A 26,898-nucleotide genomic window follows, 5' to 3' on the forward strand; every position below is an offset into this window, starting at 1 on the left:
TATTGAGAATAAGATTCGTGCCACTTTTATTCCTCAAATATCCTTTTATGTATTATTTTATTCTTGTGATTTTCATTTATTACCGTAATAACCGCTTATGACAGTAAGGGGTGCGGAATGTGGGTTAGTAAAGGTTTTAAGCTTATTTACGTTTCGTAACATATTTGACTTTTTCAGCAAGCCCTACTTAGTAGAAGTTTGCCAATAGACAAAAAAGCCTGCTTGTAAAAGCAGGCTCAGATATATTTTACAAAAACGGGAAACACTATTCTGGTAACTTATATTGCCCTACAATGCGCTTGGCAAACTCTGGAACGTGCGCTTCTAATTTCTCTGGATGATTTCGCTTCACATACAAATAATTCCGAGTAAAGTGAGAATCAATGGAAAACCGCGCATATTCCAAACCTTTGGGGCCGATTCTTTCGATTACCACACCCATGAGTTTTGCCGCCCACATGGGGAGAGTAACGCCTTGATCGTAAGCGGGAATACTTTGCTGTACAGCTTCCTTCCGATTCCCTTTAGATGTCACTGGTTGAGTATCTAACTGGTCTTTTACCAAATCCAGCATTTCCTTACCTGTGTTATTTCTAACTACAATCCATTGCCAGCCGAAGGGTGCGCCCATGTAGCCAACAACTAAATCGGCTAGGGAGTTGACGTAATCAAAGCAACTCATACAGGATGGGGCAAAAACATCTTTGAGTTGGTTAGTCTTCAAGCCAAAGAAAGGCACAGTTTCTGATGAGCCATCCTCATGTTTGAAGTGAACCCGAAAGTCTTGCATGAATTCGTAATGCACAACTGTATTAGGCGATCGGCTGGTGGTTTCTAGGAATTTTTGTAGTCCGGCGCGGTTAACATTGTCTACGCAGGGTGTACCCAAAACATACAGTTTTTCTAAACCAAGTTGTTTTTCTACGGCTCGTAATGCCTGAATTTGGCAACCGACACCAATTACTAATAGCCGTTTCATCCCCGATTTCTCTATCTGTTCCAATACGGAAAGGTTTGGGGAAAGTGTTGGTTTATTTACCCGCGCTGCTAGTATTTCTTCTGGAGTGCGGGCAATGATGGGCATGGGTTGAAAACGGTCTTCTTTGGTATTTTGCACACAGACGACACCTTCAACTATGCCGCGATTGAGCATTTCAATGGCAATGCTGCTAACAATACCTGTCCATTGTGCGCCTTCAATGGGCTGCTGTTTCCGCGCCGCTATCATGTCTTGGTGAACACCAAAATAGAGTTCATCGGGATTTTCGAGATGGCGCGATCGCCTGTGCGTTTCTTCTTCAAGTTCGCCTATTTGCTGATTAATAAAAGCGCAAGCTTCCTTGACATAATGAACATAATATGTATCGCATAGTCCGCACTCGCTACACAGTTCTTTCGCAGGGCGGCGGCTGGTAGGTTTTAAGGCTCTGGCTTTTTTGTGAGGAGAAACTGAGGTCATATAAACTTTTTGTTTTATCCAGGAATCGCTTTTATTACAATACCTTCACTGGCTATGAACTTGACGATAGAAATTTCTGATATGCTGACTTATGGACAGACAAGAGAAGAAGGAGTTGCTAGGGTTAAAGCATTAGTACTGGGTGTTTTTGCAGATAAGCAAAGAACATCTGAACTTTTGACGGTATCTGGAAAACCTCACTTCTATTTCTCTCTCCTTGCAGGGGAGAGGCTTTGAGTTCTCCCCCAACCCTACAAGGATTGGGGGCTGGGGGGTTAGGTTTCGTGTTAGCTTTTCCACATGACCTGAATTGTCAGAAAGAACACCGGGAAGTAACGTACAGCAGCAGCTAGCGCCAGTGCAGCCCAAAAATTTGATGTTTTTAAGCAAATCGGCATCTTTTTAAAGATTAATTTTATAATTTATTATGAGTACAAATTTGGTAAATACTAATGTTGCAATCAATTGAAGGAGTGTATAAGAACGGTAAAGTACAACTTTCCGAGTTACCATCTGATGTATCAGAAAGCCGTGTTATTGTAACTTTTCTAGAAGCCAAAAAACCTCAAACCAAAAAGCAGATAATCCGGTTTGGTATGTTTTCTGGGCAAAAACAATCAACAGAAAAAGATTTTCAAATTACTGAATTTCATGGAGATACCGAAGACGGATTAGACTGGTCATAGGTAATTATTTCGCTACGAATTAATTAAATTAGGATAAATGGCAATACAGTTCAGTTAAGGCTAAAACTCTTTGCCAAAGTCAATTTTCTTAACGAACCGCCAAGGACGCCAAGGACGCAAAGAAAGAGAAGAAAGAGAACAAAGAAATGCTTAAGTGAACTGTATTAGGATAAATGGAATTTGATTTTTGATATATAGCTAAAAGCAGACATTCCCAAACTAGCCGGGGTTGAGCGTAAGCAAGTAAGTGTTTACGAGCTTGTTCTAGCTGGTTGATGATGCTAGGCTGATGCCACTGCTGCCAGTAAAATTGCTGAAGATAATCAACTAACCATAGTTGTGCTTCTGTATCTAAATCCTTATCAATTTTCTTGGCTAACTCTAAGGCGTTACGGTAAGATTTAGGCGCTTTTTTCAAGTCTTCGAGTAACTCACGGGGAATAGCTTGTAATTGCTCATAAGATGCGATCGCACTTCCGGCACTACCAGCTGCTATGCTCAATACTGCCTGATTTTGCAAAATTTCCTGATGACCTGTTTGTGTGAGTACAACAGCTAAAGATTGTGCATCTAAGCGATAAAAAGGAATGCGTTGACAGCGTGATACCAAAGTCGGCAACACAGACTCAGGTATAGGTGCAATTAAAATTAATGTCGCCTGTCCTGGTTCTTCCAAGGTTTTAAGTAAAGCATTGGCTGCGGCTTCAGCCATTGTTTGAGCTTCTTCCACCACTACTACATTCCTCGGCGCTTCTAAGGGTGGACGACTTAGAAACTGGGTAATTTCCCGAATTTGCTCTAGTCGAATTACAGGTGGTGCTTTACGCTTCAGTCCTTTTTCGGTTGCTTCTGCTGCTGTTAATCGTTGTCCTTGGTATTGGTAGGTTGGTTGTACCCACAACAAAGCTGGGTGGTTCCCTTGACGTAAACGGTTTTGTAAAGACGCAGTGATTCCCATCCCACTAGAAAATAGCAACTCTACAAAACACCTGGCTGCTAAACTCCTTCCTACACCATCTGGCCCCACGAATAGGTAAGCTGGAGGAACCCGGTTTTGTTTGACAGCCTGAGTTAGTAATTCTATGGCTTGCTGTTGTCCTACAAGTGCTGCAAATGGGTCATTAATCATGAGTTAAATTTCAACCCTCAATTCACCACGATTTTATGCTGCATCTGTACTTGGTGTGATTATTACTTTGCTTCACCTCTTTCGCAACGACTGTAAATGTTTTTGTCCAACTACTTAGCTTTGTTGGAAATACGTAAGTTGGCGCGAAAAAATCAAGGTATGTTACGAAACGTAAATAGCCTTAAAATCTTTACTAGTGACCAATTGACTTAGGACAGCCTTAGCCAGTTAGTTTTAATTGCGCCGACCTACTTACGTTACCTTTAAACCTTAAAGGTGAGAAATCTGGATATCTCGGCGTGTGCCAACACAGCACCAGGTTCGCGCTGGAGAGCGTCGTAATACTTTCTCTCAAAGGTATTACCTGTCTCTAACGGTACAATCAGCGTGCGGACATCACTAATCAACTTTTGGAAATCGTCGAGGGATATCGGTTCATCTGCTTCGAGCATTTGATCAACTTGCACAACCACTTCGGAAATGCGATGTAGCCAAGCAAATTGTTCATGAGCGATGACGAGCTGAAGGAGTTCTCCGCTTGATACTCGTCCACTAACCTGTTCGTAGGCAATGCGTTCTGTCTCCAACAACATCTTGTGAAGGTAGAGTAATTTGTTTCGTAAATCACGCAGATATTGATGTTGACGTATTCTTTCTATAAGTGTGTTAGAAGTCAATGTTACCCATCCTTTCCTTACAATAGTCTTGTATGGCTTAAATAATTTGTAGGCATTGCGAATCGGGCATTGGTAACTCTTCCCCATTCTCCATGTCCTTGTGTGTGGAGTTTTTTATGTATTTGGTTTCTTTGCTAAGAAGCATTATGGTTGACATCATCTTTTTATAATTGTTATATCTCATATTAGATTAATCTTATATTAACATAAAATTATAAGAAGTAGATAGTAGACATCGAATTGTTTTGACGTAGCAGTGCTACGTCTCTACAAGGGTTCTGGGTAACGGATATTTAATTTCACTCCTATGTCTATAGTGTAGAACCGATCGAGAAAATATCAATTATGGGAAAACCGTCTTAATGTCGCTAGCATATGTAATTTTAGGTCTTCTTCAGCAGCAAGAAATGACGGGCTACGACCTCAAAACGAGCTGCTTTGATCAATGCATTGCCCATTTGTGGCCAGCAGACCAAGCACAAATTTACAGAACTCTTGATAAGCTAGTTGAGCAAGGCTGGATTAACTGTACGATTGAGATTCAGCGCGATCGCCCCAATCGCAAAGTTTATAGTGTGACGGAGCCAGGAAAAGCCGAATTTGCCCGATGGCTTGGGATTCATCAGCCCTTACCGACTGTGCGAGAACCAATGCTAGTCCAATTGCATTTTGCAGATCAGTTGTCCAATGAAACCATCATTCACCTACTGGAGCAACAATTGGCAACTCGAAGCAAAAAGCTTGCTGAATGTGAAACCATCGATTTGCCATCACTCGGTGATGAATCTGCTAACCGTGAGCAAGTGATGCAAAGACTGGTGCTGGAGTTGGTCATCCGACGAGAACAGACTTATATTGATTGGTTGAAGATAGCGATCGCACTTATCAGTCACCAAAAGCCATTACCTGGCTCTACTACTAGTTTGTCAAGTTTAAATTGACGGGAAGCAAGTTGGTAGTAAGGACTTCAGTCCTTATTTTCTAAGCATTTTAGTGCTTACTACAAACCCTCAAAATTAGTTTAGACATTGTACTAAGTAGAGCGACACAAATAAAGCTAACTAGCTAAGGCTGTCATTTGTCATTTGTCCTTCGTCATTTATAAGGGTTTAAGGTGTATTTACGTTTCGTAATATAGTTTGGTTTATTCTTGCCAACTTACTTACTTTTTCCTATATTATTTTAGCAATCTTAGTCCACTGAGGGTAACTAACACTGTGGAACCTTCATGGCCAATGACGCCGATGGGTAAGTTAATATTTCCTAGAAAGTTGCCCACTAAAAGCAACATAATGAAACCCAAGGCTACGACTATATTTTGTTTGACTATAAGTTGCGATCGCCTACCCAAATGTATCGCTACAGCAATTTTTTCTAACTTGTCTGCCATCAGTACGATATCTGCGGTTTCCAATGCCACATCGCTACCAGATACACCCATCGCAATACCTACAGATGCTTGTGCTAAGGCTGGTGCATCATTGATTCCATCGCCTACCATTGCCACAGTTTGATGTTCTTGCTGTAGACGACGGATAACATCTAGCTTATCTTCTGGTAGAAGTTGAGCATACACTCGATCAATTCCCACTGCTTTGGCGACACTGTGAGCAGTTTCTTGATTATCCCCAGTTAACATGACAATTTGCTCAACTCCCAGTTTCTTTAACCGGGTAATGGTTGCAGCTGCTTGCGGTCTTACTTCATCTGCGATCGCAATTACACCCATCACCTCTGCTTTCCGTGCTACCCAAACAACGGTTTTACCTTCTTGCTCCCAAGATGGAACTATTTCTCGCAATTCTTCAGGTAAATTTGTCACATACTTCTGTACAAAAACGGCATTCCCGACAATTACCTGTTGTTCTTGGGCGATTCCGACAATCCCCTGTCCAGGTTTAGCTTGTACTTGCATTGCACCAACCCAATTTAAATCACCAGCCGCCTGCACAATTGCTTTACCAATAGGATGTTCGGAAGATGATTCTACGGATGCTGCGGTTTGTAATACATCTGTTTGCGTGTATTTACCAGCTGAAATTACCTGAAATACCTGCAACTGTCCGGTTGTGAGAGTACCAGTTTTATCAAATGCGATCGCTCGGACTTTGCCAATCTTCTCCAACTGCGCCCCATTTTTAAACAAAATTCCTTGTCTTGCACCATTAGCGATTCCCGAAAGCAGGGTGGGCATAATTGCAGCCATCAGCGCACAGGGAGAAGCCACCACAAGGAAAGTAAGAGCGCGATAAATCGTCGTTTCCCAATCCCAACCCCAAAGAAATGGCGGTAAAGTTGCCAGCAATATCCCAGCTACTACAATGACTTTGGCATATCCTTTCTCAAAGCGAAGGGTAAACTCTTGCGAAGGAGGTGCTTGAGTCTTTGCTTGTTCTACCAAACGAATCACACGCACAATTAAACTGCTTTGGGCTGGTTTGTGTACTTTAATCTGCAATGCACCATAGCCGTTGAGTGTGCCGGCAAATACTTCTGCACCGACTGTTTTCTCTACAGGTAAAGACTCACCTGTAATTGCAGCTTGATTGAGGGTGCTATAACCAGACACAATAATTCCATCTGTAGGAATTAGCTCTCCAGGCTTAACGACAATCTCATCACCCACTTTTAGCTGACTGATAGGAATTTCCTCTTCCCTTCCCTGAAGCAAAACCCTTGCTGTATCTGGTGTCAGGCTCATCAAACTACGAATACTCCGCTCAGTTCGCGCCATTGCATAGCCTTCTAATGCGCCACTGATGGCAAAGATCAGAATCAAAATTGCTCCATCAACAATTAGATGATATTCTCCTCGCCATAAGCCGAGACTAGCAGCACCAATGGCCGCCACAATCATCAGCAAATCTACATCAAGTTCCTTTTCTTTGAAAAGGGTAGTCAATCCCTCCCGCGCACTTTCGTAACCACCAATTACATAAGCAGCAGGTAGCAGTAGAAACGCCAATCCTAACCAACCGAGATGCAAAGCGAACCATCCGAGAAATAGCAGTAAGCCACACAAAAGTGCAGCTAAGGTATCTGTGTGTTCTCTGGTAAATTGGCCCAAACGTTGAGGGTAGAGCATGAGAGGTGAATTTACAAGGACTCTCTCACGCTAAACCTTGACATTGATGTTAATGTCAAGGTTTAGCGGTGAAGTACCCGTTTTTCAGCGAAGCAAAAAGGGGCTTCCAATTTCGAGTACCACAACGACGGTCTTATTCGTCTTCAGAGAATTACCAATCCTGCAATACAGACCTAACCCCCAACCCCTTCCCTACAAGGGAAGGGGAGTAAGATTCAAAGCCTCTCTCCTTAAAGGAAGTGAGGAATGGAAGCGAGGTCAAACTGTGTTGCATCCAATGCTTACTCATGTTTGATTGCACCGCGTATCCATGAGAAAATCAGATAATACAATCGCAACAGTTGCGATGATGCCAGGGAAGAAAAAAGATGTCGGAGAATTTAAGAAGCCAAATTGTGACGCTGCTCAACAAGCATTTTAACTTAAGTAGAGCGACGCAAATAAAGCTAACTGGCTAAGGCTGTCATTTGTCATTTGTCCTTCATCATTTATAAGGGTTTAAGGTGTATTTACGTTTCGTAATATAGCTTGGTTTATTCTTGCCAATTTACTTATACATAACTATAGAAACCACCAAATAAATCTTAATAGGCAAAATAAACTCTATCTAAATAAAGGTTTCAGATTTTTATCTGTCGAGAGTAATAAAAGAGGATTAATTATCCTTTGTTAATAGATAGAAAAAAAACACTTGAGGGTAGTATGATATTAGTGATTATGATGACTATTAGCACGATCTTGATGCAAATATCATCAGTACATCCAGTGCTTCTCAAGTCTTCAGACTTAACAGCGAACACCTATTCTAATCAGGTGTGGTTCAGTTATGTCCTCCACTCGTTATTTCTCCACCTTGTGTTCTCGGTGTTGCTGAATGAAAGTGTGAAATTCAAAAATTACGGGATGTGCAAGTTCTTATTGGAACCCCGCTTCCATTCCTCTCCCCCCAGTCCTGAGAAGCTTTGATTCTTACTCCCCAAAGTTATACTAACAATTCAGGTCATCTGGAAAACCTCACTTCTATTTCTCTCTTCCTTTAAGGAGAGAGACTTTGAATTTCCCCCTTTCCGATGCGGGAAGGGGGCTAGGGGGTTAGGTTTTTGGTGGACTTTTCCACATAACGTGAATTGTCAGAACGATATAAGGGTTGGGGTTGAGGGTTAGGTTTGAGAGAAAGTGGCACATCGCACACGGCGTAAAATTTCATGTTTGAAACTGTTTACTTTGCGCCTTTGGAGGAAACCAAATTCATACTTTTAATCAGCAACGCCGTTTTCTGATGGGGAAGTGATGAGGGAATTTTTTTAACCTCTAAGTTAAGCAAAAACTCATTATGGCAACTTTAAACGTCTTAGGTAGTGCTGGCAACGATATCCTCTTCGGAGAGGCTGGCGACGATAGGCTCTTCGGAGAGGCTGGCAATGATACCCTCTTCGGAGAGGCTGGCAATGATACCCTCTTCGGAGAGGCTGGCGACGATGGCATCTTAGGGGGTGATGGCAATGATGCCCTCTTCGGAGACGCTGGCGACGATGGCATCTTAGGGGGTGATGGCAATGATACCCTCTTCGGAGACGCTGGCGACGATACCCTCTTAGGAGAGGCTGGCAATGATACCCTCTTCGGAGACGCTGGCGACGATGGCATCTTAGGGGGTGATGGCAACGATATTCTCTTAGGAGAAGCTGGCAACGATATTCTCTTAGGAGAAGCTGGCAATGATACCCTCTTAGGAGACGCTGGTAATGATACCCTCTTAGGAGACGCTGGGACTGATACTCTGTATGGGGATGCTGGCAACGATGTTTTCGATTTCGACTTAGTTTCTGAGAGTCAACCTGGTTTGTTGCGAGATGTTATCACTGACTTTGTTGGAAACGGTATCTTTGCAGGCGATCAAATCGATCTATCTACCATTGATGCCAACCCCTTTCTAGCTGATAACCAAGCCTTCACTTACATTGGGGCTGCCCCATTCTCCGCAGTTGGTCAGGTTAGGTATGCAGAAGGTATTCTTAGCGGTAATACCGATTTCGATTTTGCCGCTGACCTTGAGATTCAGCTCCAAGGAACGCCAGCACTATTCGTGGCAACAGGAAATCCCGAAAGCGACATTATCCTTTAATTTATATAGACATAGGAGTGAAAAAGAATTGTTTTGACGTAGCAGTGCTAAGTAGGTCGGCGCAATTAAAGTTAACTGGCTAAGGCTGTCATTTGTCATTTGTCAATAGTAAGGGTTTTAAACTTATTTACGTTTCGTAGCATAGTTGGCTTTTTTCGCACCAACGTACTTACGTCTCTACAAGGGTTCTGGGTAACGCATATTTAATTTCACCAAATGTCTAATAGACCTGACTTGAAAATATAGCGCTTTTCCTTTGGATGCAATACAGTTTGACCTCTCTCCAAACCTCTCTCCTAAAAGGAGAGAGGCTTTGAGTCTTACTGCCCAATGCTACAAGGGTTGGGGCTGTTCTTGTTAGGTCTGTATTCCATGCAATTGAGAACCGCTATAAGGCAGAATTCTGATAATTGAATAGTCGAGGGGAGAGGTAAGTTGAGCTTGCCTCTCCCTTTTATAGTTATTTGATCGCACCGCGTATCCATGAGAAAATCAGATAATATAATCGCAACAGTTGCGATGATGCCAGGGAAGAAAAAAGATGTCGGAGAATTTGAGAAGCCAAATTGTGACGCAAGGAGTGCAGCGATCGCCAAATCGAGCTATGCTGCGGGCAGTTGGTTTTAAAGATGAAGATTTCAATAAAGCCATTGTGGGCATTGCTAACGGTTACAGCACCATCACTCCCTGTAATATGGGAATCAATCAACTGGCACAAAGGGCAGAAGTTGCCGTTAAAACTGCCGGGGCGATGCCGCAAATGTTCGGCACAATTACCATCAGCGATGGGATTTCGATGGGAACTGAAGGGATGAAATATTCCCTAGTGTCGCGGGAAGTTATAGCTGATTCTATTGAAACCGCCTGCACTGGACAAAGTATGGATGGTGTGCTAGCCATTGGTGGCTGTGATAAGAATATGCCAGGAGCAATGTTAGCGATCGCCCGGATGAATATCCCGGCAATATTCGTTTACGGTGGCACAATTAAACCAGGTCACTATAACGGACGCGATTTAACTGTTGTCAGTTCTTTTGAAGCTGTTGGTCAATACAGTGCTGGAAAAATTGACGAAAAAGAATTATTAGAAGTTGAAAGTCGGGCTTGTCCTGGCGCTGGTTCCTGTGGGGGAATGTTTACAGCTAACACCATGTCTTCAGCATTTGAAGCCCTGGGAATGAGTTTACCCTATTCTTCGACAATGGCAGCCGAAGATGCCGAAAAAGCCGACAGCACCGAAAAATCAGCCTTTGTGTTAGTCGAAGCGATTCGCAAACAAATCTTACCCCGGCAAATTATCACCCGCAAATCTATCGAGAATGCCATCTCTGTGATTATGGCAGTGGGTGGTTCGACCAATGCAGTATTGCATTTTTTAGCGATCGCCAGTGCTGCTAATGTCGAGTTAACCCTGGATGACTTTGAAACAATCCGCGCCCGTGTTCCCGTTTTGTGTGATTTAAAACCAAGTGGTAAATATGTCGCTACAGATTTGCACAAAGCTGGTGGTATTCCCCAAGTCATGAAAATGCTACTTGCACATGATTTACTACATGGCGATAGCATTACAATCAGCGGCCAAACCATTGCAGAGATATTAGCAGACATCCCAGAAGAACCATCTGCCAATCAAGATGTGATTCGGACTTGGAATAACCCAATGTATCCTCAAGGACACTTAGCTATCCTTAGAGGTAATCTGGCAATAGAAGGGGCTGTCGCTAAAATTACCGGCGTGAAAAAACCAGTCATTACCGGCCCCGCAAGGGTGTTTGAATCGGAAGAAGCCTCTTTAGATGCAATTTTGGCGGGTAAAATTCAAGCTGGTGATATTCTCGTCATCCGCTACGAAGGGCCTAAAGGCGGCCCTGGAATGCGAGAAATGTTGGCTCCCACCTCAGCAATTATCGGTGCTGGTTTGGGTGATGCGGTGGGATTAATTACCGATGGCCGCTTTTCTGGTGGTACTTATGGCATGGTAGTTGGTCATGTGGCCCCAGAAGCAGCAGTGGGTGGTGCGATCGCTCTTGTAGAAGAAGGCGATAGTATTACGATTGATGCACCTGCTCGTTTATTGCAGTTGAATATATCGGAAGAAGAATTGATCCGTCGTCGCGCCAATTGGCAACCTCTCGCTCCACGTTACACTAAAGGCGTGTTGGCGAAATATGCTAAATTAGTATCTTCTAGCAGTCTTGGGGCCGTGACAGATTTGGATTTGTTTTAACGGATCGCAAAACTCCCCATCTTCAAGCCCCGTCCGTCTTAGGTTGGGGTAGTTCACTTCAAGCAATAATCAAAGATATAACTTTTGAATGGTGCAACACTCACTCAAAAATTTGTATAAGTAGATGTGAGGTATTAAAAAGAGAGCAAAGTATGAATAGCACACAACCTGCTCCAAGAGACGAAATTCGAGAACTTGCTGAGGAAGCTTTTCACCAAAAGCTGATCTCTGGGCATGGTGATGGCGCAGACATGAATGAGTATCAAATTGTCTACCAAGGCAAACCCAGGCATCTCCCATTAGAACAAGCACGTTTTTTCTTAACTAATTTGCTTTACAGAAGTCGGATTCATTAAGACTTTCCATCAAATATCTAAGTAGAGCGACGCAAATAAAGCTAACTAGCTAAGGCTGTCATTTGTCATTTGTCCTTCGTCATTTATAAGTCAATACGCTTGCGATCAGACTAAAACCCTTGTCCAGTGGACAGTGTAGAGACGTTGCAATGCAACGTCTCTACAGGCCTATGGTTCTCCAGAAAATCCTTAACCCAAGCGTATTGATTTATAAGTGTTTAAAATGTATTTACGTTTCGTAATATAGTTTGGTTTATTCTTGCCAACTTACTTAAATGCACCCAGTTAGAGTTAATACCAATTACTCGCGATCGCCCGATAAATCTCCAATCGGCAATTTGCAACATAGCCAACAATGCCTCTGGAAAATACCTCTAGAGGCAGTTGATGTCATAGGTTCTAAATACGTTGGTGCGAAAAAACCCTTACTAATGACCAATGACAAATGACAAATGACAAATGACAAATGACCAATGACAAATGACAAATGACAAAAACTTAAATCAGGAGGCATGATCATGGTGGCAAGTAATATCAAACGGCAGTTGCTAATTATTGGAGGAGCCGAAGACAAAGAAGGAGATTGCCAAATTTTGCGGGACTTTGTACGACGCGCTGGGGGTACAAAGGCATATATTGTGATTATGACGGCGGCGACAGAACTACCAAGAGAAGTGGGAGAAAATTATATCAGAGTGTTTGAGCGTCTGGGAGCCGAAAATGTTCGGATTATTGATACAGAAACCCGTGAAGATGCATCTTCATCTACCGCATTGGAAGCTATTAATAAAGCAACTGGGGTATTTTTTACTGGAGGAGATCAAGCTCGAATCACCAACATCCTCAAGGACACCGAAATCGATGTGGCAATTCACAAACGCTTCTCTGAAGGTATAGTTATCGCAGGTACAAGTGCCGGAGCTGCTGTGATGCCAGATCAAATGATCGTGGAAGGTGATTCGCAGACACATCCTCGCATTGAAACTGTTGAAATGGGCCCCGGTCTAGGCTTCCTACCTGGGGTAGTAATTGACCAGCATTTTTCTCAGCGTGGACGCTTGGGACGCTTAGTTTCAGCTTTGATATTACAGCCTGCTGTCTTGGGATTTGGTATTGACGAAAATACCGCTATGGTAGTGACAGATAACCAAATTGAAGTGATTGGTGAAGGTGCGGTTACGATTGTTGATGAATCAGAGGCTACATATAACAATATGGGCGAAATTTTGAAGGATGAGTCTTTGGCAATTTGCGGAGCAAAGCTTCATATTTTGCCACATGGGTTCAAATTTGATTTGAAAACCCGCCAGCCTATCCTAAATAATGGCTCTGTAGCAGTTGCTTCAATCAACACCTAACTTTTAGCAGAAACCCTTGATTTTCTCTTAAGGTTGTGTAAGTAGGTTGGCGCAATTAAAGTTAACTGGGTAAGGCTGTCATTTGTCATTGGTCATTTGTCATTAGTAAAGGTTTTAAGCTTATTTACGTTTCGTAACATACTTGACTTTTTTCGCACCAACGTACTTAGTAGCTCCTTATATAGCAGTCCTAAATCATTTGTGAAAATTATATATCTCTCAATACTGCGTAGGTTTTTAATATTTGTAGGTTGGGTTGAGCGCAATGCGAAACCCAACAAACCCCGCTCTTCGGTTGGGTTTCGTTCCTCAACCCAACCTACACATTATCTATTGGAATTGCCTGTGAAGGTGAAACTTGCTTTGCTACTGCGGGTGACGAGACTAAGCGGTTCGAGTTATCAAAACCACAGGTAATAAGTAAGTCGGCAAGAATAAACCAAACTATGTTAAGAAACGTAAATACACCTTAAACCCTTACAAATGACGAAGGACAAATGACAAATGACAGCCTTAGCCAGTTAGCTTTATTTGCGTCGCTCTACTTACTTGCAGTTAAGGATGTCAATAGACGAAGGGGGTCAACTGCTATTCGACCATTTGGATGAACTTGAAAGTGCAGATGAGGTGCTGTACTATTGCCTGTAGATCCCATCTCAGCAATAATTTGACCTTGAATGACCTGTTGACTCTTGCTCACCAATAAACGGCGATTGTGACCATAAACTGTAACGCTGCCGTCGAGATGTTTAATAGTTATGGCATTTCCTAATCCCCAATTATCCCAACCTACTTTTACAACTGTACCAGATGCAGCCGCAACAATAGGAGTTCCAGAAGCCCCTGCAATATCAATTCCTTCATGTTGATATTTGCGGAAGCCTTGAGAGATAAAGCCTTGAGTCGGCCAGATTAATTTAGAAGCAGGGGTAGGAATTTGCCGAATTGAAGAATCGTCTGCTAACTGTGTTAGGGCAGATGTAGCTGTACTTAATACAGTAGTTAAGGATATTAAGCCAACTAGTCCATAAGTACGGTATCGATAAACGATAGCTTTTTTCATAAGTTGCAAGTCTATTAAAACAATAATTCAGACATTTTCTGATTATTTGTTGTTTCAAGCTGACTTGGCAAATATCGGGAAATTAGGGATTTGCAAAAAATAAATTAGGTACTTCCAAATAAAAAAATATCCCAACACTGACCTAATATCATGTCCGCATAATTATAGCAGTTATGATTCTCACAGTCATTGCACCCCACTCCTTAATCCCCTCCCCGCTTTTCGGGAGGAGATAAAGCTACGTCCGTCCTACGGCGGGGTAGTTCACGAGTACTCATTTACTACTCAAAAATCGCTCAAAACGGGTCGCTATAGCGATTATTGTACTTGTGTGGGGAAAGCACCAGGTTGCACAGCTACGTTAAGATTCTGGCCATTGCGACGTAATTCCATAGGTAAATCGCTCCCGACTTGGCTATTTTCTACTGCCTTTTGAACACTGGTGGCATCCGTGACTACTTGATTGCCAAGCTTTTGGATCACATCGCCAGCACGTATCCCGGCTTTGGCAGCTGGTGAGTTTGGCATAACTGTCACAACTAATACACCTTTATCTTCATCCACACTGAAACGGCTATTGGGATCTGAGTTGATACTTTGTTTTAGCTGAGGCGTTAAGCCTACCATCTGAATTCCCAGATAAGGATGTTCTACTTTGCCTGTAGCTATTAATTGACTGGAAATACGTTGTGCTGTGTTAATGGGAATAGCAAAGCCTAATCCTTGTGCCCCTTGGATAATGGCTGTATTCATGCCAATTACCTGGCCACGGGAATTTAGCAGGGGCCCGCCGGAGTTACCGGGATTAATTGCTGCATCAGTTTGAATGTACTCTACTCGCTTATCGGAAGCGCCAATTAGATTGCTACTGCGTCCGGTAGCACTGATGATTCCGGTAGTTACTGTATTATCTAGTCCAAGGGGGTTACCGATCGCGATCGCCGATTCTCCCGGTTGGAGTTGATCTGAGTTACCCAAGGCTACTGAAGGTAAATTCTCTGCCTGAATCTTGACAACAGCGACATCGGTTAATTCATCTTTTCCTAACACCTTACCTTGCAAGGTGCGCCCATCTTTGAGTGTTACTGTCACCGTATCAGCACCATCGACAACGTGGGCGTTGGTGAGAATACGACCATCAGCACTAATGATAAAACCTGAACCGGTACCCCGTTCTACTCTTTCTTGTGATTGTGGTAGTTGTGAACCAAAAAAGCGGCGAAAAAACGGATCGTTAAATTCATCTGGTATTCGCGTTCTTACCGTTCGGGAAGAGTTAATCCGCACTACTGCTGGCCCGACCTTTTGCACCACTTGGATAACAAAGTTAGGATCTGTGGCAACTGGTAATGGAGGAGCAGCATTGACTCGATTCACTGTCAAATTAGATACACTCTCAGATACCTGCCGAGAATGTCCAGCTATATAACCGCCTGCCAATGTCATCCCTGATCCCAGCAGCACCAACGATAAAGAGGCGGCAGCCTTTTTCCAGGGCGCTCGATTATGGTGTTTAGTATCACCAGTGTTATGTAAAATTTTATTTAATGGGTGTTCTGTGTCACGAGATTCGTTTTGCATTGCTGTCTGGAAGCATATTTTAGATGTATTAATAATTGTAGATATTATTTATGGGAGTTTTGTTGCAGAAGTATTGCCTAATTGTGAAATGTTTGGTATTTTGCTTATCTCATCCCCAGGGCTATTTCATTTTCATCTAGCCCGCCTCAGAATGAATTCACCTCTCTTATCGCGAAAGTCGTCTTTAGACCAATACAGTTCAGTTAAGTAGGTCGGCGCAATTAAAGCTAACTGGCTAAGGCTGTCATTTGTCCTTTGTCATTGGTCACTAGTAAAGATTTTAAGGCTATTTACGTTTCGTAACATACTTTGATTTTTTCGCGCCAACTTACTTAAGCATTTCTTTCTTCTCTTTGCGTCCAACTCTTACGAGACGCTGCGCGAAGGCGTCCAACTCTTACGAGACGCTGCGCGATGGCGGTTCGTTAAAAAAATTGACTTTAACAAAGAGTTTTAGCCTTAACCCAAGCGTATTGCACTCTAACAATGCCATTGTGTCAACTAACAATGCCATTGTGTCAACTAACAATGCCATTGTGCCGGCTAACAATGCCATTGTGTCAACTAACAATGCCATTGTGTCAACTAACAATGCCATTGTGTCAACTAACAATACCATTGTGTCAACTAACAATGCCATTGTAGAGAAGAGCGCAAAGGAAGAGAAAGAGTAAATAGGGGTTGCTGAAATTAAATATGCGTTACCCAGAACCCTTATAGAGCAATACGGTTCAGTTAAGGCTAAAATTCTTTGCCAAAGTCAATTTTTTTTACGAACCGCCATCGCGTAGCGTCTCCCCTTGGGAGAAGGACGCCAAGGACGCGAAGAGAAGAAAGAAATGCTTAACTGAACCGTATTGCCTTATAGAGAGGTAGCAGTGCTACGTCTCTACTTTTTCACTCCTATATCTATTGACTAAAATCGGGTTTCATACTCAACTAGAAATCTATTTTCATCCCCTAAATTAGTTGAGCCTCGCATGAGAATTTCATCGTTGACTCGATAGAGGACATTATAAAGGAAAGACTCATCGCTAGAAAGAGGACGTGATAAAGAGGCAGAAAAATTTCTATTAATGTCAAACACACCTTCTGCTGATAAATTCAGAACTGAAGTTCTCGTTGCTTCATTGGTAGATGGAGTAGGAAATATCCGAAACTCACTGAAACCAATAGCCTGTCCGATCGCAGTGATAGTTCCTTGTAAACCACCTAAAATAGTGGAACTAGCGAAATTAGTCAGCCCTTGGGTTGCATCTGTTTGACCGAAGGAATTCAGAATTGAGCCACCTAGCAGCGCAACTATTTCTCCCCGACTACGGTTGGGTTCACTGGTCAGTTCTAGATTGTCGCCTAATTCACTAGCTGGGCCGTTCACTCTGGCTTGAACGCGAACGCTACGTAAAGTCCCAAAGTTATTTACAGAAGCATCGCTGACTTCAGCAGATAGTGGTGATTCCAAAATTCGACTGTTTATTGCTGATGCTTCCGGTACAATTGCAATCAGTCGGACATCTAAAGTCGGGTCAAGTCCAAGACTTGGAATAAACCGCGCAGTGTGTTCATAGCCCCGCGCTAGGGTGAACTGTGTGGAAAATAAGCTCACTCCTCCTCCTGTCAAACGAATGACTCCTTCAGGAAGTGGCTTGGCTAATGTCCCATTAATGGTCAAGTCGCCTTTGGCGTCAAAGCTCAATATCGGCTGGCTAAATGCGGCTCCTCCTGGTACAAAGTCCAGTAGGGACTGACTGGTAACACGAACGTCGTCGTTTAAAGCCAATTTTAAATTTGCAAACTCTATAGGTAAATTGGGTGGAGTTACTGCGTTAGTGCTTACGTCTCGTGTGACTACTGGGTTAGGACTATTTTCTGGTGTAGGTGTGACGTTAGCGTTAACCTCTTCTCTATTTATAACGTTAGCGTTAGCCTCTGCTGTGGCTGCTGATTTTTTCTCAGCAGTAGCCGAGTTTCCAATAATTACTTGACCATCACTCAGTTGAATATCTCCGCCAATTACAGGTTTTAACGCTGTTCCGCTAATTACGATATCGCCGCCAACACCACCTTCATATAGTCCTGCAATTTCAAAATTGAGTTTGTCTGCTATTGATACTGTCAGAGGATTTGATGCTCCTTGCTGAGAATCAAAAATCGGCAGGATACCTGATACATTTACTTTCCCTTGATTGTAATTACCTTGAATGCTTTCAACACTCACAGTATTACCATTAAATTGCGCTGTTCCGGTGACATTGGTTAGGGGTTCAGATAAGGCTTGAGCGCGAAAAGTTGCATTATTAAGTGTGGCATTTCCGTTGATAATTGGTTCGTTTAAAGTACCTTGAACGTTTAAATCTACTTTCCCTTGACCATCTACCCAAGCGACTTGATTGTTGGTAAACAGGTTTAACAGTGCCAATCCTTCATTTTGCACATTGGCGTTGATGCTGATTTGATTGCTATCCGGTTGCACTTCGGCAAAAGGCAAAGGAGCAGGTACACTACCTGTAATGGCAACTGGTTGCGTTCCTGTCACTAATAAGGTACTATCAAAATTCAAACGAGCGTTGTTGTAATCAAAGTTCACTTGTCCTGTTTGCACAGGTTGTTTGTTAAGAGTCGCATTGGCTAGGGTCACTTCCCCGCGAACACTGGGGTCTTGTAAACTACCTGCTAATGTGGCATCAGCATTTACATTACCAGTGATATCGATGGGATATTTGGCGATCAAAGGCTCTAAAAGTGATATGGGTAAACTTGCTACATTCAACTTTCCAGATAGTTGCTCAGTTCCTAACTGTCCTGAAAACGCCACTATTCCCTGATTGATCCCAACACTCAAGGGCGAAAGTGTGACGATACCATCGGCGAAAGTGCCTTGAGCAAGGACTTGATTGATGGAGTATTCACCCCATTGCCAATTTGCACCTTGAAAATTAAAGCCGACATTCAACCCAGATTTTAACGAGCCATTAGCTGTAATTGCTCCGCTCAAAGCACCTGTTAATTCTGCAAGGGTGGGTAAAGATGGGGTTTCTTTTCTCTCTACTTGCTGTTGTTTTGCGATGGATGTTGTAATTTTTGAGAAATATGCTAACTGTGTTTTCAAATCTGCATCGGGCAAACTGATAGACTCAGTTTGAAGTACCTCTGCTCCAGCTAAAGTTGGAGGCTGCAACCCGGTACTAAGGTCTTGAAAGTCGAAGATATTAAACGCTTGTAAAAGTCTCTCGATTCTGGTTTCGCCAAAATTAGCTTGAAATTGAAATTCCGGGTCATTCCCTGTTTGCACATTTCCACTGAGAGCGATGTTATCATCGCCAATGCGCAATTGACCATTAGCCAAGCTAGCAGTACCATCAGCATAATTGATGCTGCCGCGAAATTCATCTGCTGCAACTCTCGCAATCCGAGGCCCGGCGATCGCCACATCCCCGGCAATGGCATAATTATTTAGATTAACAACTAAATTTCCCGATAATTGCCCCGCCAGTGGTTTCAGTTGATTATTCGGTAAAAAGCCCCCAACAACAGCGATGGGAAACTGTTGCGCGTTGATGAGCAAGTTATCTCCTTCAGTTCTACCTGTGGTAACTGCGCCATCACGGCGAACTAAAAATGAAGTAGGACGGTAATCTGCACCTAAGTTAAGTGCAATTCGATCTTGCTTCCCAGCTAATTGCAGACTTGCTCCTTGTCCCCCTTGAAAATTGACGTTTCCGGTTAAAAGTGGGTCAAATGCCAAGTTACTCACATTGAAATTCCGCAGCCGGATATTGCCATTAGCTTGAGGTACATTTAAAGTGCCTGTAACTTGTCCATTAAAATCCAGTAACCCCGCTACCGCTACATCACCAGGAACTTGAAAACCAGTATTTTGTAAGTTGAAATTCTGTGCCAGTACATTTAAATTAAATCCGGCAATTTCGGGTGCGCCAGTTGGTGGAAACTGAATAGCGATCGCACCATTAGCACTCAATCCTGGGGTACTTGCGTTTTCTACTATAATCTGCTGTCCATTCCACTGAAATTGAGCGGTGAGTGGTTTTGCCAGCAGGGCTACCCCTTGGGATAGGCGGATTTGTCCGGCGGCGCGAATATCTGCAAGCTGGAAAGATTTTGTTGTACCTGATAACTGAATATTGCTATTAAGTCGTCCTCGCAGTTGTGGTGAGAAACGGTTGAGTTGAATTTGAGAAGTGTTGACAACTCCTTGCCAGCGTTGTTGTGCAAGTTGACCTCTGGCTCTGATTGTACCACCTGCCACATTCAAAACCGCATCGGGGAAAAGGATATTTTCTCCTTGCTTGGTAACAACAACTCGTCCGGTAGTGGGATAGGTGGCAATAGGCGCTTGCACCCGTGCTACTGTTTGAAGATTGCTCAGAGTGCCAGAAATATTGGCATTTGCTGATACATTGCCAATGGTGATCGAAGGTGAGGAATTGTACGCTTGGGCGATCGCATCCCCTGGTAAATTTTGTGCTTGGACATTTAACGCTACCCTACCTTGGGGTGCAAGCTGAACTTGACCGCTAGCTGTTATTTGTCCTCCCACCTCTGGATTTGCTTGAGAGCGAGCAACATTAACGTTTAAGGGTTTACCGAGGGAACCAGAAACTTTAGCGTTTGCAGATATACCACCTATATTAATTGGAGTTGAAATACCGTAACCTTGAGCGATCGCATTTCCTGGTATACCTTGAGCTTGAATATCCACTCCTACCTGACCTTGAGGAGCCAGTTGAATTTGACCATTGGCTGTGATTTTCCCCCCGGCTGGCGGTGTTACTTGAACGCTGGAAATATCAAGGTTCAAGGGCTGTTTGCCAAGGGAGCCAGAAATTTGGGCTTTTGCTGAAATATTCCCAACTGCGATCGGTAGAGTAACGCCATAGCTGCGTGCTAATATATCCCCTGATATTCCATCAGCTTGAGCATTAAATATTACCTGATCTTTGGCTCCCACATTAGCTTGACCGCCGCCGATAATTTGACCACCTGCTGCGGGGACTATTTTCAGATTGGAAACAGTAAGTTGAGATGCAGTTTGAGAGACATTCAACCGAAAATCACTATTGATGGTTTGAAATTGAACACGATCAACTTGAATCGGTTTTGTGTTGCTGACTGTACCGCTAAGGACTGGTTGTGCAAGTGCGCCGCCTACCTGAATATTTGCTTGAACTTCGCCACTAGCTGGGACTGGCGAATTTACATTCAGCGTGTCTAAAATATTTTTGGCACTAACTGGTTTGATTTGAGCAGAGACATTAAAACCTGTTTGAGTATTAATTGTTCCATTAGCCAGAATGGGAACTTGGCCAATGTTCGTACTCAAATTATCTAAAGCAACTGTCTGACCCTGAAATATAAATCTCCCATTGAAATTAGAAATCGGCTGGGGAATATTTGGAATTTTCGCAGTAACTTGATTAGCTGTAGCCGTTCCTGTAATTGCGATGTCTGACAATTTGGGTGGAATCTGAATCCCTAAGTCAGCATTTAAATATCCTGCTTGCAAAGCGATGGGTAACTGAATTAATCGAGTGACATCTGATGCTTGTAAATTTTGTGCTGAAAGCTGGAGGCTAGTTTGTTGAGTTTTTAGTTGTGTTTCCCCAACAACTTTAACAGCACCTCCCCTAGTAAGTTGACCATTGATGTCATAACTAATCCTTTGATTTTGCTCTGAAAATCGGGCAACACCACCAAACTGATCTAATATTACAGAGCCTTTCGGTTTTGTTGCTGCGGCGAATGCCATCAACTCGACATCACCATCTTGAATTTGAAGTGTCTGCAACTCAGTTTGAATAAAACCTTGTCCTTCCCCAGCCTTAACTTGGGCTGTCACCCAACGACCATCTTTATCCTGTTGAATGTAGACATTGGGTTGAACTAAGGTGACATTTAACGCCAGTTTTCGGCTCAGGAGAAGTTGCAACGGCGAGAACTGCACCTCTAAAGCTTTTGCTGTCACCTGATCTTGATCAGTGGGAGTTGCTGGTATCGATAGAGAGCTAAATCTCAGACTAGAAAGGGAAAAACGTTCAACATTCCCTACTTTTACAGGTCGCCCAAGCAATTGCTGAAGATTTTGCTGCACTAGGGGTGCTAAATCTTTATATACATAGTTTCTAGCCCACCAAGCACCAAATGCAATTCCAACCAGTAAAACCCCACCGAGAGCTAAACTGGTACGTCCTAAAAGCAGGAGCCAGAGACGACGATTAGATGGTTTCTGGTTATTTTCTGAATTTGGCGATCGCGTCATTATCGTTACCAGTACCAGTACTTTTTTCTGCAACTAGCCTATTTCTCGGCTAATTGCAGTTGTATCAGCAAGTCACAAGCTATGGTTTCACAATATTAGGACTTACGCAACAACTTTGCAGCAGACTTTTGAATTAGTTGGGGTCTACCGCTTGACGTAAAAATTTAAAATCAGTACCAAAAATCCTTAACCAAAGCGCCCTTGTGCTAAGGCGCTCGTGTCGCCATTGGTGTCAACTTAACGTAAAAGTTATGTCCCGCAAGGAACTGAAGTTCCTTACTAATAGCAAAAGTCATCTAAAGATGACTAAATATTCCCAAAAATCTTTAGTCATCTTTTAGATGACTTTAACTATTAGCCTGGAACTTTAGTTCCAGGTGGGTGGTGCAGCCAACAGATAAGCCATTTCTCGCTGAAGTTGACACCAATGGCAAAACGCCCACCCTACAATCAGTAGTTGATTATTTTTTTATTTGGAAGTCTTTTACTTAGAACTTTCATCAAATATTGTGTCAATGTAAAGGCATCTACACCCAATTCGGTACGCTCTTGGGCTGCTAAAATACCTGCTTGTGAATGCCACCAAGCGGCAGTTGCTACAATATTTTCTACGGGAATCTGTTTAGTTGTTGCTTGCGCCAACAATCCACCCAGTAGCCCAGTTAATACGTCGCCGCTACCACCACGCGCTAAGGCGGGTGTGCTTTCAGGAACAATCCAAACGCCACCTTCGGGGGTTGCGATCGCAGTTCTCGCCCCTTTCAACAACACTATGGCTCCACTTTGCGCGGCTGCTTCCTGTACTGCTTTCACCCTGTGATTTTTGGCATCGGCGACATCAGGAAACAATCGCTGGAATTCGCCAGTGTGGGGTGTGAGTACGGTTACTGCTTGACGTTTTTTTAACGTGGCGATCGCTCCCATTTCTGCCAAAATATTTAAACCATCGGCATCGAGAATCAGAGGGCGATCGCTGTTGATCACCTCTTGTACAATGGGAGTCGCATCTCGTGTTAAACCGGGGCCACAAGCGATCGTATTGAAGGAACTCAGATCGGTTTTTTCGGGAAATTGCAATTGGGCGATGGCTCCAGTTTCTGTTTCTTTCCAACCGACAATTAGCGCTTCTGGTAAGTGTGACACTAAAAGAGATTTCAGCGATTCGGGTACGCCAATGGAAAGCATCCCCACACCACTCGCTCTAGCGCCCAAACCAGTTAAAATTGCTCCACCTGCATAGCGCCGCGAACCGCAAATCAGCAGTAAATGTCCTTCTTTATATTTGTGAGTGAGTGCTGGACGGGGTAGGGGTAAAGTAGCAAGTGCTGTTGCTGGTGTAATGCGTTTAATCCTGGGTACATCTTTGAGAACAGCTTCGACATCAGCTAAAGGAATATCAAAATCGATTAACTCAGCTTTACCGAGATATTCCAACGCCTGATCTTGGAAAAAAGCTAGTTTCCATAAACCTAAACAAAATGTGTGAGTGGCGCGAATGGCAGTTCCTAATACTTCGCCTGTGTCGGTGTGTAAACCTGAAGGTAAATCGATACTATAAATCGGTATAGACAATTCATTTAACTGATTAATTGCAGAGGCGATGGAATCAGTAAGGTTTCTTTCCAAACCAAACCCAAACAACCCATCAATCAACAAATCAGAATTTGGTAGTTGGTCAATTGTTTGATAAATTGGAATGCCCAAACTCTGGGTATATTGCAAGTGCTGCGAAGTTAATTCTTTGAGCTTAGAGAAAGGAGAATAAATCCAAACTTCATACCCGCGAAAGTGTAATTCACGGGCTACTACTAAAGCATCGCCACCATTATGACCGGGGCCGACAAGAATTCCGACACGAGAACCTCCCCCCTGTGGCGACTCCCTTTTGAAGGGGGTATTTGCAGGAACAGAGTAAGCCTTTTGAAGGGGAGTTGAGAGAATTTCTAGAATGCGACGGGCAATTAATCCCGCCACCTTTTCCATCAAAGCGACTACAGGCATTCCCACTGCAAAGATCCGCTTTTCAATATCGCGCATCTGTCCAGCAGTCACTACCACTTGCGAAATTAGTTCTTGTCTATTTTGCATCAGTCCTGAGTGCTGAGTTATCATTTCTTTCTTCTCTCTGTGTCCTTTGCGTCTTCGCGGTTCGTTTTTTCATTATTTGGCGTAAATCCTGTTTTACTTCCCGTAATAAACCCTGGCATTACGGTATCCGACATTTCGCAGATACTTATTCCATTCCTCAGCTTGGAATCGATTAGAGAAAGGCCCGACTGCGACGTGTGGCCCTCTTGGTTGCGTTCTTTCCAGGACTCCGCCAGAACGGCCTAAATCTTGGCTAAATCGAGCGAGATTCTGCCTAACTTGTGATGCGATCGCAGATAACTCTTCGGAAGTAGTGGGAATGGCAACATAATATCTAGAGGATTGTCTGGTAAAATTTCTGTTACTGCGATCGCTTACAAAGCCTCCATTGCCTGCATCTATTTGCTGTACGTTAGCGAAACTGATAATCCGGGCGCTATATATGCCTCGTGATTGTAGCTCACTCACCCGTTGTTGAGCGTTAGATACTCTATTAAAAACTCCTGACTGAATTACATTCCGTCCTTGGTACTGGCGAACGTAAGCAGTAGGTTCAATCCGACGTATTTCTTGCAGCGTCTGGAAATCACTACCATCAACGTAAACTAAGTAACGCTCAAAGTTCTGGTTATATTGACTAAACTCTGAAGGTTGAGAGGGCTGAAAATTCTGCTCAAATTGATTATCTTGTACTGGTTGAGATGGCTGAAAATTCGGCTCAAATTGATTGTCTTCTACTGGTTGAGATGGCTGAAAATTCAGTTCCGGTTGACTGAACTCCTCTGATTGACCTGGTTGTAACTGCGGTGATGGCTGTTGACCAAAGGGAATTGGTGGTAACGGTAAAGTTTCAACTTCTTGTTGAGCCAGTAGCACTTTGCTATTGTGGATTTGTGCTTGTACAGGCATAGAGTCGGTAATCAGCACTAACCATCCTCCCAGCAACAAACAGAGAAGTCTAATAGTGGGCTTGCAACTATCAGAACTTCGGCGTAGTATCTTAAATGGGATAAATTGACTTGGTATTCCTCTCGACATAGTAGTTAGAAAGTAGTCAAAGTATTTTTAGGCAATTTCCATCAGGAACTAATTTAGTTCACCGTTGTAGCAACTATACACTGCTGTAGGACTTACGCAATAACTCTCTAAAACTCTTATTCCTTTGTGACGGCAGTCGCTCATGGGGGAAACCCCCAAGACCGCGCTGCCTCTCCTTTGCGTCCTCTGCGGTTCGTTTTTTCATGATTTTGCGTAAGTCCTAAGTTTAAAACTGAAGTGCTTTGATAGCAAGGCAATGAAAGAGTCTGTGCTAGAATCGGACAACCACGCATATCGTGTCGTGCTTTGTATGAAAAAAGTCGTCGTTGGCCTTTCTGGTGGCGTTGACAGTTCCACCGCCGCAGCCATCCTCCACCATCAGGGCTATGAAGTAATTGGTTTGACTCTTTGGCTAATGAAAGGCAAAGGTCAATGTTGCTCTGAAGGTATGATCGACGCGGCTGATATCTGTGAACAATTGGGCATTCCCCATAAAATCGTAGATATTCGAGATGTCTTTCAGACGCATATTGTTGATTATTTGGTAACAGGTTACAGCGCTGGGATCACGCCTTTGCCTTGCTCTCAATGCAATAAAACGGTGAAGTTTGGGCCAATGGTGCAGTATGCTCATGAACAATTGGGATGCGATCGCATTGCCACTGGTCATTATGCCCGAATTAACTATGACGAAGCAACTGGACGTTACCAATTATTAAGAGCTGTTGACCGCAACAAAGATCAGTCATACTTTCTTTATGATTTGTCTCAAGATTTACTTGCAGCAACTATATTCCCTCTGGGCGAACTAGAAAAAACTGACACCCGCCGCATCGCTACTGAATACGGACTGAAAACTGCTGACAAACCAGAAAGTCAAGACTTGTGCTTAGTGGAAAGCAACGGTTCCATGCGGGCATTTTTGGATAAATATTTAGCTCCCAAAACAGGCGATATTGTAGATATCACAGGCAAAGTTTTGGGACAGCATGATGGTGTCCATCACTACACCATTGGACAGCGCAAAGGTTTAGGGATTGCTGCTGCTGAACCGCTTTATGTGATTGAATTAGATGCGAAAAATAATCAGGTAGTAGTAGGCGATCGCACTCAGGTAACTCAGCCGGAATGCACTGCGGGTCGGGTAAATTGGGTTTCTATTGCTGAACCATCAACCCCCATTCATGTCGAAGTGCAAATTCGCTATCGTTCAACCCCTACACCAGTGACCGTGATTCCTTTGGAAAATTCCCGTGTGCGTTTGGTGTTTGATGAACCCCAATTCAGCATCACCCCCGGACAAGCTGCGGTGTGGTACGACGGGGAAAAAGTCTTGGGTGGCGGAATTATTGAACAGTTTAGTTGAACATCAGACATAGGAGTGAAAATGAATTGTTTTGACGTAGCACTGCTACGTCTCTACAAGGGTTCTGGGTAACGCATATTTAATTTCTGGAGAGGTCTAATAGACCGAGAACCGCTATATTTTTAATTAAGTAAGTCGGCAAGAATAAACCAAACTATGTTACGAAACGTAAATACACCTTAAACCATTACAAATGACGAAGGACAAATGACAAATGACAGCCTTAGCCAGTTAGCTTTATTTGCGTCGCTCTACTTAGGGCTTGCTGAAAAAGTGATGAAAAGCCAGAAAAGGATTAATTAGCTACGGAAGCAAGAGTCAGTGATAAGTTTTTATTGTTTATTTTAAGAACAATATTATTTTTAGTAATAACAGGTGGTAAA

General features: G+C 43.2%; 17 protein-coding genes and 1 pseudogene. 8 read left to right on the forward strand and 10 right to left on the reverse strand.

The genetic code is table 11. The annotated features are described in order from the left end of the window. Window positions 1–265: 265 nt before the first annotated feature. The gene (locus LC605_RS18115; protein ID WP_229548907.1) at window positions 266–1,459 is read right to left on the reverse strand and encodes a Coenzyme F420 hydrogenase/dehydrogenase, beta subunit C-terminal domain; all 1,194 of its coding nucleotides are present in this window, start codon (window positions 1,457–1,459) and stop codon (window positions 266–268) included. Window positions 1,460–1,911: 452 nt separating this feature from the next. Between LC605_RS18115 and LC605_RS18120 the strand changes: the two genes are divergently transcribed. Continuing rightward, window positions 1,912–2,145: a hypothetical protein gene (locus LC605_RS18120; RefSeq protein WP_229548908.1), complete on the forward strand. Its 234-nt coding sequence runs from the start codon at window positions 1,912–1,914 to the stop codon at window positions 2,143–2,145. 88 nt (window positions 2,146–2,233) lie between these two features. On the opposite strand, the gene LC605_RS18125 is transcribed toward LC605_RS18120, so the two are convergent. Together LC605_RS18125 and LC605_RS18130 are read right to left on the reverse strand one after the other, a co-directional pair. Next, window positions 2,234–3,274, reverse strand: a complete 1,041-nt coding sequence (locus LC605_RS18125) for a DNA polymerase III subunit delta' (RefSeq protein WP_229548909.1) — start codon at window positions 3,272–3,274, stop codon at window positions 2,234–2,236. A 263-nt stretch (window positions 3,275–3,537) separates the two neighbouring features. Then, window positions 3,538–4,038, reverse strand: coding sequence for a hypothetical protein (locus LC605_RS18130; RefSeq protein ID WP_306426870.1), 501 nt, complete (start codon window positions 4,036–4,038; stop codon window positions 3,538–3,540). Between the two features lie 275 nt (window positions 4,039–4,313). Here LC605_RS18130 and LC605_RS18135 point away from each other — a divergent pair, with 275 nt between their 5' ends. Beyond that, on the forward strand, window positions 4,314–4,892 hold the full coding sequence (locus LC605_RS18135) for a PadR family transcriptional regulator (protein ID WP_229548910.1): 579 nt from the start codon (window positions 4,314–4,316) through the stop codon (window positions 4,890–4,892). 236 nt (window positions 4,893–5,128) lie between these two features. Here the strand turns inward: LC605_RS18135 and LC605_RS18140 are convergent, their stop codons facing one another. Further along, entirely contained in the window at window positions 5,129–7,036 is a 1,908-nt protein-coding gene (locus LC605_RS18140) for a heavy metal translocating P-type ATPase (protein WP_229548911.1), read from the reverse strand. A gap of 1,333 nt (window positions 7,037–8,369) precedes the next feature. On the opposite strand from LC605_RS18140, the gene LC605_RS18145 reads away from it, so the two are divergent. The 5 genes from LC605_RS18145 (at window position 8,370) to LC605_RS18165 (ending at window position 13,102) form a co-directional block, all read left to right on the forward strand. Continuing rightward, complete coding sequence (locus LC605_RS18145) at window positions 8,370–9,161, forward strand: calcium-binding protein (protein ID WP_229548912.1); 792 nt, start codon at window positions 8,370–8,372, stop codon at window positions 9,159–9,161. A gap of 541 nt (window positions 9,162–9,702) precedes the next feature. Further along, entirely contained in the window at window positions 9,703–11,388 is a 1,686-nt protein-coding gene (ilvD, locus tag LC605_RS18150; protein WP_229548913.1) for a dihydroxy-acid dehydratase, read from the forward strand. Between the two features lie 152 nt (window positions 11,389–11,540). Continuing rightward, the gene (locus LC605_RS18155; RefSeq protein ID WP_229548914.1) at window positions 11,541–11,744 is read left to right on the forward strand and encodes a hypothetical protein; all 204 of its coding nucleotides are present in this window, start codon (window positions 11,541–11,543) and stop codon (window positions 11,742–11,744) included. A 275-nt stretch (window positions 11,745–12,019) separates the two neighbouring features. Then, window positions 12,020–12,193 (forward strand): hypothetical protein, encoded by a 174-nt coding sequence (locus LC605_RS18160; RefSeq protein WP_229548915.1) that lies wholly within the window; start codon window positions 12,020–12,022, stop codon window positions 12,191–12,193. A gap of 69 nt (window positions 12,194–12,262) precedes the next feature. Then, window positions 12,263–13,102, forward strand: coding sequence for a cyanophycinase (locus LC605_RS18165; RefSeq protein ID WP_229548916.1), 840 nt, complete (start codon window positions 12,263–12,265; stop codon window positions 13,100–13,102). A gap of 544 nt (window positions 13,103–13,646) precedes the next feature. Here the strand turns inward: LC605_RS18165 and LC605_RS18170 are convergent. The 6 genes and pseudogenes from LC605_RS18170 to LC605_RS18195 all read right to left on the reverse strand — a co-directional run. Continuing rightward, window positions 13,647–14,165, reverse strand: a pseudogene (locus tag LC605_RS18170) (M23 family metallopeptidase); the annotation flags it as partial. A 318-nt stretch (window positions 14,166–14,483) separates the two neighbouring features. Beyond that, on the reverse strand, window positions 14,484–15,746 hold the full coding sequence (locus tag LC605_RS18175; protein WP_229548917.1) for an HhoA/HhoB/HtrA family serine endopeptidase: 1,263 nt from the start codon (window positions 15,744–15,746) through the stop codon (window positions 14,484–14,486). A gap of 397 nt (window positions 15,747–16,143) precedes the next feature. Further along, on the reverse strand, window positions 16,144–16,386 hold the full coding sequence (locus LC605_RS18180; protein ID WP_229548918.1) for a hypothetical protein: 243 nt from the start codon (window positions 16,384–16,386) through the stop codon (window positions 16,144–16,146). A gap of 276 nt (window positions 16,387–16,662) precedes the next feature. Next, window positions 16,663–22,023: a translocation/assembly module TamB domain-containing protein gene (locus LC605_RS18185; protein ID WP_229548922.1), complete on the reverse strand. Its 5,361-nt coding sequence runs from the start codon at window positions 22,021–22,023 to the stop codon at window positions 16,663–16,665. A 450-nt stretch (window positions 22,024–22,473) separates the two neighbouring features. Continuing rightward, window positions 22,474–24,111, reverse strand: a complete 1,638-nt coding sequence (locus LC605_RS18190) for an NAD(P)H-hydrate dehydratase (RefSeq protein ID WP_229548923.1) — start codon at window positions 24,109–24,111, stop codon at window positions 22,474–22,476. A gap of 93 nt (window positions 24,112–24,204) precedes the next feature. After that, window positions 24,205–25,038, reverse strand: a complete 834-nt coding sequence (locus LC605_RS18195; RefSeq protein WP_229548919.1) for a hypothetical protein — start codon at window positions 25,036–25,038, stop codon at window positions 24,205–24,207. A gap of 421 nt (window positions 25,039–25,459) precedes the next feature. Between LC605_RS18195 and mnmA the strand changes: the two genes are divergently transcribed. Then, entirely contained in the window at window positions 25,460–26,515 is a 1,056-nt protein-coding gene (mnmA, locus tag LC605_RS18200; protein ID WP_229548920.1) for a tRNA 2-thiouridine(34) synthase MnmA, read from the forward strand. The last annotated feature ends 383 nt before the right edge of the window (window positions 26,516–26,898 follow it).

The organism is Nostoc sp. CHAB 5836 (genome assembly GCF_020829445.1).
GTDB lineage: Bacteria > Cyanobacteriota > Cyanobacteriia > Cyanobacteriales > Nostocaceae > Nostoc.